This window comes from Sphingomonas sp. SP5 (genome assembly GCF_058313455.1).
On the sequence record NZ_JBZFLF010000002.1, the window covers coordinates 514,465 to 528,756 of the forward strand.

The window sequence follows — 14,292 nt, forward strand, 5'->3', positions numbered from 1 at the left end:
TGCGCCGCGAGGTAGGGACTGCGCGGCTTCCCGTAAAGGTCAGGCCGGGCCGAGCATGCCGGCAACGGCAGGGATGGCGTCGCCGCGGGCGAGCAGCCGATGGCGTTCCACCGGACCCGGCAGCCGCCACGCGCCGGTGCGCGCCGCATCGAAGCCGAAGAAGCGACCGTAATATTCCGGATCGCCGATCAGCATCAGCCGATCGTCCAGCCCCTCCGCCTGCGCCGCCGCGAGCATGCGCGTCATCAGGTCCCGCCCGATGCCGTCGCGCTGCCGATCGGGATCGACCGCGACCGGGCCGATCATCACGAGCGGATGCGACCGGCCGTCATCGTCCAGCAGGCGCACGGGCCAGCACTGGATCGTGCCGATCAGCCGGTCGCCGTGTGTCGCGGCGATGCTGAGCGCAGGGATCGGCAGGGCATCGCCCCGCACCTTGTAGGCGGTGCGGGCATGGCGATCCGTGCCGAACGCGCGGTCGAGCAGCGCCTCCACGGCGGCTCCATCGACGGTGCTGAGCGGCACGAATGCGATCACGGCGAACTTCCTCAAGGCTTGCCTCGGCGGGCGGCGCGCCTTGCGGTGCATGGTCCCCGAAGGCAAGCGGAATGCGACGCGCAATCGCAACTGTGCGCACCGCCCGGCGCTTGCTAGAGAGCCGCGCCATGCAAGACAGTCTTCAGCTGGAGGTTCACGACCTCGAGGTCCAGGTGCTCACCGGAATCTATTCGGAGGAGACGCATCTGCCTCAGCCGCTGCGCATCGACCTGACCGTCGACCTCAGCTGCCCGGACCATTTCGCGCCCGATACGCCGCTGTCGGCGTCGAAGAACTACCTCGACCTCAAACATGCCGCGACGGGCGCCTTGCCCGAGGGCGTGCACTTCACGCTGATCGAGGCGGTGGCGGACCACATCTGCGAGACGCTGTTCCTCGCCGACCCGCGCGTGCTGCGCGTGCGCGTCAAGATCGTGAAGCTCGCCATCGCCGAGGCGGGCGAATCGATCGGCATCACGCTGGTCCGCAACCGGCGCTGACGGTCAGCGGATCGTCCGCGTGCGGCCGCACGGCCCGAGCTGCTGCAGGATGAAGCCGTAATCCTCCCGCGCGATGCCGGCGTCGCTCTCCGCCAGTTGTGCGGTGCTGCGTGCGGGCAGCTGCGCCGGCAGCGCGCAGGCCAGCCGGTACCACAGCAATGTGTCGCGGGCCGGCGGGGCGGCCGCCTCGTCGACGATCTCCGACAGCGCCACCGCCCAGCGCGGCTGCTCGCCGGGGCGGCGCAGCACGGTCAAGGATACCGGCGCCCCGGTGTTGGTCGTCAGGAAGACCTGCGTCTCGCCCTCGCCGGGCAGGGCGCCCGGAACATGGAAGGCATTGCCGATGCCGGTGATGACCGGCGGGGCGTTGGCGGCGATCAGCGCCTGCGCGATCGCGCGGATGCGCTGGTCGTTGGCCGGCGTCCAGGCGACCTGCGCATCGGGGGCGACGAGCTGGATCTGATTCGGCATGCCGGCGACGGGACGGCCGAACAGCAGCACCCGCAGCTTCTTCAATTTGGGCAGTCGTCCTGACGAATCGGGAGCGACATCAAGCAGATAGCCGATTCGCGGGGGCAGGCCGCCGGCGCCTTTCACCAGCGCGACGAGGTCCGCTTCGACATAAAAGCGCGTGAAGCCGGGCGCGACTCCGGCCGAGTCGGCACCTTTCAGCTTCGCGGCCGAACGGATGGCGGCATCGGCGATGATCGGCGAGGCGATCACGAGATCGGCAAGGTCCGCATAGCCCGGGCCGCCTTCGATCATGCCGGAAAGTGGCACATTCGGTGCACTTTGCGCCACGACCGGAGACGCCATGGGAGCTATTGCCAGCAACGTGGTGACGGCGAGGGCGGTTCGAAATCCCGGTTTCATGCGCATCGCGCTACCCCAGTGCGCCTGAACGATACAGAAATAATTCTGTCTTCAAGCGATTGTACGTTTGTTGCGTCCGACAAAGCGTTTGCACGCCGGGAAACGTGAGGATAGGGTTTGCGCTCTGCCACACACGGCGTCAGCCGGGGCAGGGGCCTACGTGCGTTCTTCCCCCGGGCGCTGCGAGGTCCACGAGATTAGGGAGTGTCGTTGCTGAATGGCCTATGCTGACCAGAAGATGTCCGGTGGCAGGGTGGTCGCGATCGTCATCGTCGTGCTCATCCATGCTGCGCTGGGCTATGCCTTCGTCACCGGGCTCGCGTACCAATACGTGAAGAAGGCCCAAGAAAAACTTAACACGTTCGACGTGGAGGAGCCGCCTCCCCCGCCGCCTGACGAGCCGCCGCCGCCGCCGCCGCCAGACACGCCGATGACGCCGCCGCCGGTGGTGTCGCCGCCGCCGATCGTGCAGAATCCGAATCCGCCGCCCGTGGTGATCCAGACGGTCGCGACGCCGCCGCCTGCGGTCGCGCTGACGCCGATCGCCGCGCCGCCGGCTCCGCCTGCGCCGCCGGCACCTCCGGTTCCGCCCGTCGTCAGCAAGGCGGCCGGTGCGAGGGGCAATCCCGCGGACTGGATCACGAACGACGACTATCCGCCAAGCTCGCTCCGTAACAACGAAGAGGGCACCAGCGCGATCGCGTGGACGATCAACACGCAGGGCCGGGTCGAGAATTGCCGTACCACCTCGTCGAGCGGTTCGACCGCTCTGGACCGGGCGGCATGTCAGGCGATCACGCGGCGGGGACGCTATACCCCGGCGCAGGATGCCTCGGGCAATCCGATCGCCACGACCCAGTCGCGTCGTGTGGTCTGGAAGATCCCCAAGGAATGATGCGGTCTCCGCCCGTCGCGACGACGGGCGGATCTCCCCCCGAACGTATACCCGTTTGATAAGGACTTAATTCAGATGCTCACCACCATTCTCGCGGCGGGCGGCACCGCGGCCGCCGAAAACCAGTTCGGCCTCCAGGCAGCGCTGAAGGAAGGCGGCCTCATCTCGCAGTCGGTCTTCACGATCCTCGTGCTGATGTCGATCGTCTCCTTCTACATCCTGTTCTCGAAGCTGTTCGAGCAGCAGAAGATCATCAACCAGGCCAAGCGCGTCCGTCAGGGTTTCTGGCAGTCGAGCAACCTGCGTGAGGGTGCGGCCAAGCTCGAGAAGAACTCGGCCTACAAGCAGCTCGTCGACGACGGCCTGCAGGCGCAGGACCAGCACGCCAAGCTGACCGATCCGGTCGAGGCGCACGACTGGCTGCACGGTTCGCTCGCCCGCTCGGAAGCGGCGATCAACTCGAAGCTGGGCGGCGGTCTCGCCTTCCTGGCGACCGTGGGCGCGACCGCACCGTTCATCGGTCTGTTCGGCACCGTGGTCGGCATCTACCGCGCGCTCATCAAGATCGGCGCGTCGGGCGATCCCTCGATCGACAAGGTCGCAGGCCCGGTCGGTGAGGCGCTCATCATGACCGCGCTCGGCCTGGTCGTCGCGGTTCCGGCCGTGCTCGCGTACAACTGGCTGCAGCGTCGCAACAAGTCGATCGCGGAAGACCTGTCGGCCTTCTCGAACGACGTGCTGGGCTTCCTCGCCTCGAACGGCGCGGTGAAGCCGACGCTGGCGGGCGCCGCTCCGACCAAGGCACCGGTGAAGCCGGCTGCGGCGACGACCACTGCCGGCCAGGCCGGCGGCGTGCAGACCCGCCCGTAAAGACGACAAGGCTGCGGGGGCGTCCATCCGGGCGGCCCCGCAACCGGCCGGTGGCGGCAAGCCGCCGGCATGATGGAATGGATAGGATAGCTCGCACATGGCGATGAGCGCTGGCGGAGGAGGTTCCTCCGAGAAACCGATGTCGGACATCAACACCACGCCCCTCGTGGACGTGATGCTGGTGCTCCTCATCATCTTCCTGATCGCCGTTCCGGTGGCGATCCAGACGGTCAAGGGCATCGTTCTGCCCAAGGTCCGCTTCGATCCGACGACGACCAAGCCCGAAAACGTCCTGCTCTCGGTCACGGCCGGGCCGGACGGCGCCTGCAAGGTGTATTGGGGTACCTCGCCGATCACGAGCAAGGATCTGCTGACCCGCGCCGTCGACAAGCTGAAGCTGGAAATCCAGCGTCAGGGCGGCGTCGGCAACCCGAATATCGAGCTGCCGGAGGTTCATATCCGCGGCGACGTCAGCACCCCCTACAAGTGCATCGGCGGCACGGTCTTCACGATGCAGCAGGCCGGGTTCGCCAAGGTCGGCTTCATCTCGCAGCCGCCCCCCGCGGGTGGTTGATCCCCAGACGAACCGGCCGACCCAGGAGTATCTGACATGGCAATGAGTGGTGGCTCGGACGACGGCGAGCCGATGATGGAAATGAACACGACGCCGTTGATCGACGTCATGCTCGTGCTCCTCATCATGTTCATCATTACGCTTCCCATCCCGACGCACGCGGTGAAGGTCGACCTGCCGGTCAACGATCCGCGCAACCGGACACCGCCGGTCGATCCGCAGAAGAACAAGATCGTGATCGACAAGGCAGGATTGGTGACCTGGAACGGGACGCCCGTCGACGAGGTGACGCTGCGCCAGTATCTCGATACGGCGGCGGCGATCAATCCGGAGCCGGAGCTGCACTTCCAGCCCGATCCGGAAGCCAAGTACGACAAGGTCGATCAGACGCTGGCCGTCATCAAGCGGTCCGCGGTGACCAAGCTCGGCTTCATCGGCAACGAGCAGTATCGCAACGACTTCTGATCCCATCGGGTCAGGACGAGATAAGAGGGCGGTTCCGCAAGGAGCCGCCCTTTTGCGTTCGACCTCAGGGCGTTTCCGGACGCCGCCGTGACCCGACCGACGGACCGCTGCCGCGATCGCGGCCAGCCCGAGAGGATGGCGATCGAGACTGGTCAACTGTGGTCTGGTAGCGTCATCGTCTACCCGATAGCAGGGAGGATGGTCATGGGGGCGATGGGGCGGGCGAGCCGGTTGTGGCTGGCAGGTGCGATGCTGATCGGTGCGGTGCCGGTGGCGGCGATGCCTCCGCAGGCACCCACGGCTGCACCGGCGGACCGGCCGATCACGATCGATGTTCGCGGACCGACCGGGCCGACCAGCCGCATGCCTGAATTTTCGATCGGCGCGGACTTCCCCGGCACGCTGGAACGCGACGACAGCCTCGCCCAATTGCGGATCGTGCAGCAGGAATTGGGCTTTCGCTACATCCGCTTCCACCATGTCTTCGCCGACCAGCTCGGCACCTATCGCTTGGTGGACGGCAAGCCGGCGTACGATTGGACCCGCATCGATCGCCTGTACGACCGCTTGCTCGCATTGAAGCTCAAGCCGTTCGTGGAGCTCGGCTTCACCCCCGATGCGATGAAGACGTCCGATCAGACGATCTTTTACTGGAAGGGCAATACGTCGCATCCCCAGGCCAAGCCGTGGGATGCGTTGGTGGAGGCCTTCGCCCGCCACCTCATCGCGCGGTACGGCGCCGCGGAGGTGCGCAGCTGGTATTTCGAGGTGTGGAACGAGCCCAACCTCGCCGGTTTCTGGGAGGGCGCCGACCAGCCCGCCTATTTCGACCTCTACGCGCGCACCGCCCGCGTGTTGAAGCGGGTCGACGGCGGGTTGCGCGTCGGGGGACCGTCGACTGCGGGCGCGGCATGGGTGCCGGAATTCCTCGCCTTTGCCGATGCACGGCGCCTGCCGGTCGATTTCGTGACGACCCACACCTATGGCGTCGAGGGCGGCTTCCTCGACGAGAAGGGCGAGGGCGACAACAAGCTGTCGCGCGATCCCGATGCGATCGTCGCCGACGTGGGCAAGGTGCGTGGGCAGATCGAGCGCTCGTCGCGGCCGGGGCTGCCGCTGTTCTTCACCGAGTGGAGCACCAGCTACAATCCGCGCGATCCGATCCACGACGATTATCTGTCGCCCGCCTACATCCTCGCCAAGCTGCACGGAGTGGAGGGGCTTGCGCAGGGCATGAGCTACTGGACCTTCAGCGACCTGTTCGAGGAGCCGGGACCGCAGGCCAGGCCGTTCGAGGGTGGCTTCGGCCTGATGACCCCCCAAGGCATCCGTAAACCGGCGTGGTTCGCATACAAGTATCTGAACGAACTGGGGCCGCGCGCGCTGCCGACCGGTGACGCGCAGAGCATCGCAGCGCTGAAGGGCAAGACGGTGCAACTGCTCGCCTGGCGAGACGTGTTGCCCGACCAGCCGGTGAGCAACCGCCCGTTCTTCACCAAGGTGCGTCCGCCGAAGGAGGCGCCGCCGCTCGCCGTGACGCTGACGGGCCTGGCGCCCGGGACCTACCAGGTCGCCGTGCGGCGGACGGGATTTCGGCACAATGATGCCTATACCGCCTATCTGGAGATGGGACGCCCCGCGACCCTCAGCGACGCGCAACTGGCAGAGTTGCAGGCACTCACGCGCGACGTTCCGGTCATGCAGACGCTGACCGTGGGCGCCGATGGCAAAGGAGCGATCCAGCTGCCGATGCGAGACCATGACGTGGTGATGATCGCGATCGACCGCCGCTGAACGCCTGCTGCCGTCGGCAAGTCTGGCAGTACGGGCGCGTCGACCACGGGACCGCATCCTGTCTCCCTCGACCTGCACGCGTAGAGCGGGCCGGCCCACGTCATCGCGCTCCTACCCTGTGCGTCGAACTGCGGCGTGCCGGGCGGGGCGGCCACGTTCGCCGCGAGACGGAACAGGCTTTTCACCCCCCCTGTGCGGCCGCGATGCCGCTTGCGCGTTTGTCTTCGAAGTGACACACTCCTGTCACAAAAATGAAACCTGCCGGAGAGGCGGGGGAAGGAGACGATGCGATGCGTGTGATTGCAGGTGCGATGCTGGCGGCGGCATGCGTGGCGACACCGGCGCTGGCAGCCGATCGGACGGGCTATCAGGCGATTGCCGCAGGTGACTTCACGGCGGCGGCGAAGCGGATCGAGGCGGAGCGGCGGATCTTCCCCGACCGGCCCGAATTGATGCTGAACCTGGCGGTGGCCTATGCGCGCACTGGGCGGAGCGCCGAAGCGCGGACCTTGTATCGCGATGTGCTGGACAAGCCCGCGGTGGCGATGGACCTGCCCAATGGCAATGTCGTGTCCTCGCACGATGTCGCAAACCGCGGCCTGTCGCGACTGACGACGACGATCGCGACGCGCTGACCTGCGGCGGCCGCCGAAGCGGGATCAGAGCCGGGGCAGGGTGACGCCGCGCTGCCCCATATATTTGCCGGCGCGATCGGCATAGCTCGTCTCGCACGGCTCGTTGCCCTGCAGAAACAGGAACTGGCACGCGCCCTCATTGGCGTAGATCTTGGCCGGCAGCGGCGTGGTGTTGGAGAATTCCAGCGTCACATGCCCCTCCCAGCCGGGTTCGAGCGGGGTGACGTTGACGATGATCCCGCAGCGGGCATAGGTCGATTTGCCGAGGCAGATGACCAGCACGTCACGCGGCACGCGGAAATGTTCCACCGTCCGGGCGAGCGCGAAGCTGTTGGGCGGGATGATGCAGACATCCGTCTTGCGATCGACGAAGCTGTTCGACGCGAAATCCTTGGGGTCGACCAGGGCATTGTCGACGTTGGTGAAGATCTTGAATTCGTCGGCCACCCGCGCGTCATAGCCGTAGGAGGACAGGCCGTAGCTGATGCAGCCTTCCCGGCGCTGGCTCTCGACGAACGGCTCGATCATCCGCTGGCCCAGCGCGGCCTCGCGAATCCAGCGGTCGGACAGGATGGACATGGCGGCTCCCCTTCGGATGCGCCTCTTCGCCGGTTCGGCGGTCGAGGGCAAGGTGCTGGCATCGGGCGGAGGCGCGGGGTAGCGCCCGACGATGCGTCCGCTGATCGATCTGGTCTATCGTCTCCGCCGGTTGGCGATGGCGCTGCTGCGCTGGCAGACCCGCGGGGTGAAGGCGATGGCGTTCGATCCCCAAGGGCGATTGCTGCTGGTGCGCCATCGTTATGGGCGGTCGGACCTGTGGATGCTGCCGGGCGGCGGCATCGCCCGCGGCGAGGCGCCGGCCGATGCCGTGGCGCGCGAGGTGCACGAGGAAACGGGTTGCCGCCTGACCGGCATCGCGCCGATCGGGACATTCATAGCGCGGGCGGAGGGGCGGCGGGACACGGTGTACCTGTTCCAGGCGCAGACCTGCCACCGGCCGGTCGTGGACGGCGTGGAGCTTGCCGCTGCCTGCTTCTTCGCCCTGGACGCCTTGCCGGATACGGTGTCGCCTGCGACGCTGCGGCGGATTGCGGAATGGCAAGGCGGGCGGGTGCCGGACGGACGCTGGTAGCACGCGCAGCCGTGCGGCGCTAAGGCACGCGGCATGCTGCGCATCACCGATCTGAAGCTGCCGATCAACCATCCTGAGGAGGCGCTCGCCGCGGCGATCCGCAACCGGCTGCGGATCACGCCGCGCGATCTCGTGCGCTATTCGATCGCGCGGCGTGCCAACGATGCGCGCGACAAGATGGATATCCAGCTCGTCTATTCGGTCGACGTGACCGTGAAGAACGAGGCGGTGGTGCTCGCCCGCTGCAAGCGCGACCGCCACGTCGGGCCGACGCCCGATACCGGCTATCGCTTCGTCGCCCGGGCGCCGGCGGATTATGCCGGGCCACGGCCGATCGTGGTCGGGGCGGGGCCATGCGGCCTGTTCGCCGGTCTGATCCTGGCGCAGATGGGATTCCGCCCGATCATTCTCGATCGCGGCAAGGTGGTGCGCGAGCGGACGCAGGACACCTGGGGCCTGTGGCGGAGCAGCAAGCTCAATCCCGAATCGAACGTGCAATTCGGCGAAGGCGGTGCCGGCACCTTCTCCGACGGCAAGTTGTGGAGCCAGATCAAGGACCCCCGCCATCTCGGCCGCAAGGTGCTGACCGAATTCGTCAAGGCGGGGGCGCCGCCCGAAATCCTGACGGAGGCGCACCCCCATATCGGCACCTTCCGCCTGGTGACGATGGTGGAGAGCATGCGGGCCACCGTGGAAGCGCTGGGCGGGGAATATTGCTTCAGCCACCGCGTCGACGATCTCGCAATCGATACCGCAGCGGACGGTAGCCGACGGCTGACCGCGCTGCACCTGTCGACGGGCGAGACGCTGGCAGCGGGACCGGTGGTGCTGGCACTCGGCCACAGCGCGCGCGACACCTTCCACATGCTGCACGATCGCGGCGTGCATCTGGAGGCCAAGCCGTTTTCGATGGGCGTGCGGATCGAGCATCCGCAAAGCTGGATCGACGAAGCCCGCTTCGGCCCCTGCGCCGGGCATCCCGATCTGGGCGCCGCCGCCTATGCACTGTCGCACCATTGTGCCAACGGCCGCACCGTCTACAGCTTCTGCATGTGTCCCGGTGGCACGGTGGTGGCGGCGACGTCGGAACCCGGCCGCGTCGCGACCAACGGCATGAGCCAATATTCGCGCAACGAGCGCAACGCCAATTCCGGCATCGTCGTCGGCATCGACCCGGCGCGAGACTATCCCGGCGGCCCGCTCGCCGGCATCGCGCTGCAACGTCACTGGGAAAGCCTGGCTTTCACCGCGGGTGGTGGCGATTATCGCGCGCCTGCGCAGCGGCTCGGCGACTTCCTGGCCGGACGTCCCTCGACGCGGCTGGGCAGCGTCATCCCCTCCTATCGGCCGGGTGTGCATCTCACCGATCTCGCCGCATGCCTGCCCGATTTCGTGGTAACCGCGATGCGCGAGGCGCTGGTCGCCTTCGGGCGCGAAATCCCCGGTTACGATCACCCCGACGCGGTGCTGACCGGCGTCGAGACGCGGACCTCCTCACCCGTGCGGATCACGCGCGGCGCGGACTTCCAGAGCATCAATACCGCAGGGCTCTTCCCGGCGGGAGAGGGCGCGGGCTATGCCGGCGGCATCCTGTCTGCGGCCGTCGACGGGATCAAGATCGCCGAGGCGGTGGCGCAATCCCTCGTGGGCAGCGGCAAGCCTCTCGCGCATGCCGCCTGAGCCGCTTGCGTCCGCAGCGGACTTGTCTGCACGGCGCCGCCATTCTATACTGAGCGATATGGAAACCCTGGCCATCCTCCCGCCCAAGGGCCGTCCGCGGGAATTCTGTACCGACGCCGCGCTCGCCGCCGCCCTGCGCGTGTTCTGGAGCAAGGGGTATGACGGCGCATCGATGGCCGACCTGACCGAGGCGATGGGCATCACCCGGCCGAGCCTGTACGCCGCGTTCGGCAACAAGGAGGCGCTGTTCCACAAGGCGCTGGACCTCTACGAGGCGGAGAAGCTGGAATATACCCGGCTGGCGCTGGAGCAGCCGACCGCGCGCGGCGTGGCGGAATGCTTCATGCGCGGGGCGCTGGCGATGCAGACGAGCCATGACGGGCCGAAGGGGTGCCTGGGCGTCATCAGCGCGGTCGCATGCAGCCCGGAGGCGGAATCGATCAAGGCCGATGTGATCGCGCGGCGCGCCTCGTCGCAGGCGGCGCTGATCGAGCGATTCGAACAGGCGAAGCGCGATGGCGACCTGCCGGCGCATATCGATGTGCTTGGGCTGACCAGCTATCTCTATGCGCTGTTGCAGGGCATGGCGGTGCAGGCGGGCTCCGGCGCCAGCCGGATCGACCTCGAACGACTGGTCGACACCAGTCTCGCGATCTGGCCCAGCCGTTAGGCGGCGCTGCGACGCAGGGCAGGCGGATCGCCTGGCTTCTGCTGCTGGCAGGCGTGCTGGCCGCGGCGGTCGCGATCGGCAGCCATTGGGCGCGTGACACGGCCGCTGTCGCCACCGATCGTGAGGCGGCGGCGTTCGCCCGCAGTCATGCCGAATTGCTCGACAGCGAATTGCAGCGATTTCGCCTGCTGCCGCTGGTGCTGGCGGAATATCCCGATGTGCCGGCCGCACTGGCCGGCGGTCATCCCGGCGCGGCGCGGCGGCTTGACGCGACGCTGGAATTGCTGGCCGCGCGGACGGATGCCGCGGTGCTTTATGCCATCGATGCGCGGGGGCGGGCGGTGGCGGCGAGCAACTGGCGGCTGCCGACCAGCTTCGTTGGGCAGGATTATGCCTTCCGCCGCTATTTCACCCAGGCGATGGCGCAGGAGCGATCCGAATTGTTCGCGCTGGGATCGGTCAGCGGCCGGCCGGGCCTGTATCTGGCGCGGCGGATCGATCGCGGCGGGCGGGCGCTGGGGATCATCGTCGTCAAGGTGGATTTCACCCGGCTGGAGCGCGAATGGGCCCGCGCACCTGGGGCGACCGTGGTCACCGACGCGGGCGGCGTGATCCTCATCACCAGCGTCGCCCGCTGGCGCTTCCACCCGACACGCGATCTGTCGCCCGCGCGCATCGCGGCGCTGCGCACGTCGCGTCAGTTCGGGGCTGCGCCGCCGACCGACCTCGCCTTCGTCGCGCAGGGTCGCGAAGTGATCGTCGGTGGCCGCCGGTATCGCGTAGCAGGAACGCCGGCGGCGCTGGAGGGAGGGCGGCTGCTCCATCTCCAGCCGCTCGCTCCGGCGCTGGCCGCGGCACGCACGCGGGCGCTGCTTTGGGGAGCGGGGCTGCTGCTGCTCGCGCTGCTCGGCGCTGCCGCGCTGCTGCGCGCGGGGGTGCAGAGGCGGGTGCACGCGGTGCTGGAGGAGGAGGTATCCCGCCGCACCGCCGAATTGCGCGATGCCAATGCCCGGCTGGTGATCGAATCGGAGGAGCGCGCCGCGGCCGATCGGCGGTTCCGCGCAGCGCGCGAGGAACTGGCGCAGGCCAATCGCTTAGGCTCGCTCGGGCAGATCACGGCGGGGGTGGCGCATGAGATCAACCAGCCGCTTGCCGCAATCCGCACCTTTGCGGAGAACGGCGGGACCCTGCTCGATCGCGGCGCGCCGGAGGGGGCGCGGGAGAACCTCGGCCGGATCGTCGCGCTGACCGAGCGGATCGGGGCGATCACCGGCGAATTGCGCGCCTTTGCCCGCAAACGCACGCCGTCGCGCGGCGCGCCGACGCTGGCCGAAGCGATCGAGGGCACGTTGCTGCTGATCGGCGAGCGGGCGCGGCATGTCGTCGAGGACCGCGTGTCCGCGGGCGTGCGAACCCTGCCTGTCGACGCGGACCGCATCCGGCTGGAGCAGATCCTGGTCAACCTGTTGCAGAATGCGCTGGACGCGGTGGCCGGCATGGATGCGCCGCGGGTAACGATCGACGCCAAACGGGAGGGGGGCCGGGTGATGGTGCGGATCGCCGACAACGGGACGGGCGTGGACGCGAGCCTGGCCGATACGTTGTTCACCCCCTTCGCCTCCGCCAAGCCGGAGGGACTGGGGCTGGGCCTCGCCATCGCGCGGGACATCGCGCGCGAATTCGGCGGAGAGCTGGATCTTGTCGATACGGGGCGCGCGGGTGCCGCCTTCGTCCTGACGTTGCGACTCGCATGACCGGACAGCGCGTGCTCTTCATCGAGGACGATGACGCCTTGCGCATCGCGACGGTGCAGGCGCTGGAACTGGCCGGGCTCGACGTGCTCGCCTTTGCGGGAGCGGAGGCGGCGCTGGCGGCGCTGCCGCCCGACTTCGACGGAGCGATCGTCACCGATATCCGCATGGGGCGGATGGACGGGCTGCAATTGCTCGGCCGCGTGCGGGCGCTCGATCCGGAGCTGCCGGTGATCCTCGTCACCGGGCATGGCGACGTGCCGATGGCGGTATCGGCGCTGCGCGACGGCGCCTATGATTTCCTCACCAAGCCGTTCGCGGTCGATCATCTGGTGGCGACGATCCGCCGCGCGCTGGAACGCCGCGGGCTGATGATGGAGAACCGGCGGCTGCGCACCGCCGCCGCCGAGGCGGACAGCCCGCTGGTCGGGCAGAGCGCGGCGATGGTCGATCTACGCCGTGCGATCGGGCAATTGGCGTCGGCCGATGTCGACGTGCTGATCGAGGGTGAGGCGGGGACGGGCAAGGACCTGACCGCGACCTTGCTCCACCGGCTGGGACCGCGACGGGCGCGGCCGTTCGTCGCGGTGGCTTGCGCGACGCTGACCGAGGAGCGCGCGACGATCGACCTCGTCGGTCATGCCGCAGACAGCGTCGCGCACACCCGGCTGTCGCGCGCAGGGGCGATTGCCGCCGCGCAGGGCGGAACGCTGCTGCTCGACGGGATCGATGCTTTGCCCGCGTCGCTACAGGCGGCGATGCTGCGGGTGATCGAGGATCGCGAGGTGCAGCCGATCGGCGCGGCGCGCGCGGAACCCGTCGACGTGCGGGTGATCGCGACCGGCCAGGGCGACCTTGCACGCGCGGTGGCGGCAGGGCGGTTCCGCCAAGACCTGTACCACCGCCTGGCGGCGACGCGGCTGCACCTGCCGCCGCTGCGGCTGCGCGAGCAGGACCGGATGCTGCTGTTCGTCGGCTTCGTCGAGGAAGCGCGGGTGCAGCTCGACCGGCCGGACCATGCGATCACCGAAGCCGATCGGCGGCATGTGCTGGAGCATGGCTGGCCCGGCAACGTCCGCGAACTGCGCAGCTATGCGTTCGAGCGGGTACTGGCGTCGGTGCCGGGGGAGGCGGCGGAGGCGCAGGATTTGCCCGGCCGCGTCGCCGAATTCGAGGCGGGGGTGATCGTCGACGCATTGCGCGCGTGCGACGGCAATGTCGTCCGCGCGGTGGAGCGGCTGGGTATCCCGCGCAAGACGCTCTATTACAAGCTGACGCGCTACGGCATCGATCCGGAGACGTTCAGACCGGGGCGTTAGGCGCGCGCGCGCTCGCCATGCCCGCTTCCTCGCGCAGCGCATCGATATCGCGATCGATGATGTGGAGCAGCGAATGGACGAGCGAGGCGACATCCATCTGCGGCCGCACCAGCTGGTGATGGAGCAGCCCCAGCGACATGGTGAGGATGGTGTCGGCGAGCGCGACACGCTTGTCGGCCAGCGCTTCGCCGGGCGCGAGCATTGCCAGCGCATCGAGCATCAGGATGCGAACGTCATTGTGCGTCGCATCGAAGATCGCGGCGATGCGGGAATTGCGGCCTGCCTCCGCCATGATCTCGGCGAACAGGCGGCTGTCGTCCAGATCGTCTTCCGGCAGCACGAACTGGCGGATCCAGTCGCGCACCGCCACTTCGTCGCCCTGCTGGATGGCGAGTCGCAGCGCTTCGGCGGCCATGAACGAGCGGCAATCGGTATCGACGATGGCCGCCACGATATCTTCCTTGGCGGAAAAATCGCGATAGAGCTGGCCGACCGCAACGCCGGACTCGCGCGCGATCTGGGCGATGCCCGTGGCATGAAAGCCGTTTTCGATGAAGAGCTTACGAGCCTGATCGATCACCCGGCGACGGCGTATGT

At 68.1% G+C, this 14,292-nt stretch carries 16 protein-coding genes; 12 read left to right on the top strand and 4 right to left on the bottom strand.

Going from position 1 to position 14,292, the window contains the following annotated elements; genetic code table 11:
* Window positions 1-39 precede the first annotated feature (39 nt).
* Window positions 40-537 (bottom strand): GNAT family N-acetyltransferase, encoded by a 498-nt coding sequence (locus tag AC4GY7_RS06325; RefSeq protein WP_491112560.1) that lies wholly within the window; start codon window positions 535-537, stop codon window positions 40-42.
* A 128-nt stretch (window positions 538-665) separates the two neighbouring features.
* On the opposite strand from AC4GY7_RS06325, the gene AC4GY7_RS06330 reads away from it, so the two are divergent.
* Window positions 666-1,037 carry a dihydroneopterin aldolase gene (locus AC4GY7_RS06330; protein ID WP_443584705.1) on the top strand — a complete coding sequence of 124 codons (372 nt, stop codon included), beginning with the start codon at window positions 666-668 and terminating at the stop codon, window positions 1,035-1,037.
* A gap of 3 nt (window positions 1,038-1,040) precedes the next feature.
* On the opposite strand, the gene AC4GY7_RS06335 is transcribed toward AC4GY7_RS06330, so the two are convergent.
* Window positions 1,041-1,910, bottom strand: a complete 870-nt coding sequence (locus AC4GY7_RS06335) for a hypothetical protein (protein ID WP_491112562.1) — start codon at window positions 1,908-1,910, stop codon at window positions 1,041-1,043.
* Window positions 1,911-2,127: 217 nt separating this feature from the next.
* Between AC4GY7_RS06335 and AC4GY7_RS06340 the strand changes: the two genes are divergently transcribed.
* The 6 genes from AC4GY7_RS06340 (at window position 2,128) to AC4GY7_RS06365 (ending at window position 7,143) form a co-directional block, all read left to right on the top strand.
* On the top strand, window positions 2,128-2,805 hold the full coding sequence (locus tag AC4GY7_RS06340; RefSeq protein WP_491112563.1) for an energy transducer TonB: 678 nt from the start codon (window positions 2,128-2,130) through the stop codon (window positions 2,803-2,805).
* 75 nt (window positions 2,806-2,880) lie between these two features.
* Window positions 2,881-3,675 (top strand): MotA/TolQ/ExbB proton channel family protein, encoded by a 795-nt coding sequence (locus AC4GY7_RS06345; protein ID WP_443584708.1) that lies wholly within the window; start codon window positions 2,881-2,883, stop codon window positions 3,673-3,675.
* A gap of 97 nt (window positions 3,676-3,772) precedes the next feature.
* A complete protein-coding gene (locus AC4GY7_RS06350; RefSeq protein ID WP_443584709.1) occupies window positions 3,773-4,249 on the top strand; it encodes an ExbD/TolR family protein in 477 nt (158 codons plus the stop codon).
* A 36-nt stretch (window positions 4,250-4,285) separates the two neighbouring features.
* Window positions 4,286-4,714, top strand: a complete 429-nt coding sequence (locus AC4GY7_RS06355; RefSeq protein ID WP_443584710.1) for an ExbD/TolR family protein — start codon at window positions 4,286-4,288, stop codon at window positions 4,712-4,714.
* 198 nt (window positions 4,715-4,912) lie between these two features.
* On the top strand, window positions 4,913-6,508 hold the full coding sequence (locus AC4GY7_RS06360) for a GH39 family glycosyl hydrolase (RefSeq protein WP_491112565.1): 1,596 nt from the start codon (window positions 4,913-4,915) through the stop codon (window positions 6,506-6,508).
* 290 nt (window positions 6,509-6,798) lie between these two features.
* A complete protein-coding gene (locus AC4GY7_RS06365; protein WP_491112567.1) occupies window positions 6,799-7,143 on the top strand; it encodes a tetratricopeptide repeat protein in 345 nt (114 codons plus the stop codon).
* Window positions 7,144-7,167: 24 nt separating this feature from the next.
* Here the strand turns inward: AC4GY7_RS06365 and dcd are convergent, their stop codons facing one another.
* Window positions 7,168-7,722: a dCTP deaminase gene (gene dcd, locus AC4GY7_RS06370; protein WP_491112568.1), complete on the bottom strand. Its 555-nt coding sequence runs from the start codon at window positions 7,720-7,722 to the stop codon at window positions 7,168-7,170.
* 91 nt (window positions 7,723-7,813) lie between these two features.
* Here dcd and AC4GY7_RS06375 point away from each other — a divergent pair, with 91 nt between their 5' ends.
* From AC4GY7_RS06375 to AC4GY7_RS06395, 5 genes are read left to right on the top strand one after another with little or no spacing between them, the layout of a single operon-like run.
* Window positions 7,814-8,275, top strand: coding sequence for an NUDIX domain-containing protein (locus tag AC4GY7_RS06375; protein WP_491112570.1), 462 nt, complete (start codon window positions 7,814-7,816; stop codon window positions 8,273-8,275).
* A gap of 33 nt (window positions 8,276-8,308) precedes the next feature.
* Entirely contained in the window at window positions 8,309-9,955 is a 1,647-nt protein-coding gene (locus tag AC4GY7_RS06380) for an NAD(P)/FAD-dependent oxidoreductase (RefSeq protein ID WP_491112572.1), read from the top strand.
* A gap of 58 nt (window positions 9,956-10,013) precedes the next feature.
* Window positions 10,014-10,625, top strand: a complete 612-nt coding sequence (locus AC4GY7_RS06385; RefSeq protein WP_491112573.1) for a TetR/AcrR family transcriptional regulator — start codon at window positions 10,014-10,016, stop codon at window positions 10,623-10,625.
* A gap of 53 nt (window positions 10,626-10,678) precedes the next feature.
* Window positions 10,679-12,379: an ATP-binding protein gene (locus AC4GY7_RS06390; protein ID WP_491112575.1), complete on the top strand. Its 1,701-nt coding sequence runs from the start codon at window positions 10,679-10,681 to the stop codon at window positions 12,377-12,379.
* The gene (locus tag AC4GY7_RS06395; RefSeq protein ID WP_491112577.1) at window positions 12,376-13,695 is read left to right on the top strand and encodes a sigma-54-dependent transcriptional regulator; all 1,320 of its coding nucleotides are present in this window, start codon (window positions 12,376-12,378) and stop codon (window positions 13,693-13,695) included. The genes AC4GY7_RS06390 and AC4GY7_RS06395 overlap by 4 nt, the downstream gene beginning before the upstream one ends.
* On the opposite strand, the gene AC4GY7_RS06400 is transcribed toward AC4GY7_RS06395, so the two are convergent.
* Window positions 13,679-14,275: a TetR/AcrR family transcriptional regulator gene (locus AC4GY7_RS06400; RefSeq protein WP_491112578.1), complete on the bottom strand. Its 597-nt coding sequence runs from the start codon at window positions 14,273-14,275 to the stop codon at window positions 13,679-13,681. The two genes, AC4GY7_RS06395 and AC4GY7_RS06400, sit on opposite strands and share 17 nt — an antisense overlap.
* Window positions 14,276-14,292 lie beyond the last annotated feature (17 nt).